Origin of the sequence: Bacillus sp. SIMBA_008 (assembly GCF_046535495.1) — a bacterium.
In the GTDB taxonomy this organism is placed as follows: domain Bacteria; phylum Bacillota; class Bacilli; order Bacillales; family Bacillaceae; genus Bacillus; species Bacillus subtilis.
Genome location: NZ_JAWRWL010001122.1, coordinates 1 through 242, shown reverse-complemented (window position 1 = coordinate 242; position 242 = coordinate 1). Strand labels below are relative to the sequence as shown.

1 protein-coding gene is annotated in these 242 nt (G+C 40.5%); it reads right to left on the bottom strand.

Going from position 1 to position 242, the window contains the following annotated elements; translation table 11 throughout:
• A partial coding sequence (locus tag SB658_RS26930; protein ID WP_410603570.1) for a response regulator occupies positions 1-226 on the bottom strand: 226 nt, incomplete at its 3' end.
• Positions 227-242 lie beyond the last annotated feature (16 nt).

Here is a 242-nt window from a genome sequence, read left to right as displayed (position 1 = left end):
AAATGTCCCTTATTTGCTTGCAGATATCATAGCCTTCACCGTCTGGCAGCATGATATCCAATATCACAAGATCGGGATTTTCTTGATGAAATTGAGCCAATCCGTCACGGGCAGTTGAAGCGGTCACTACGCGATCAATGCCTTCTCTTATTAATACGGTTTTGATCAGTTCCGAAATTTCTTTTTCATCGTCTATGATTAATACTTTGCTGTGAAGCCGTGACATATATTGATCACTCCTT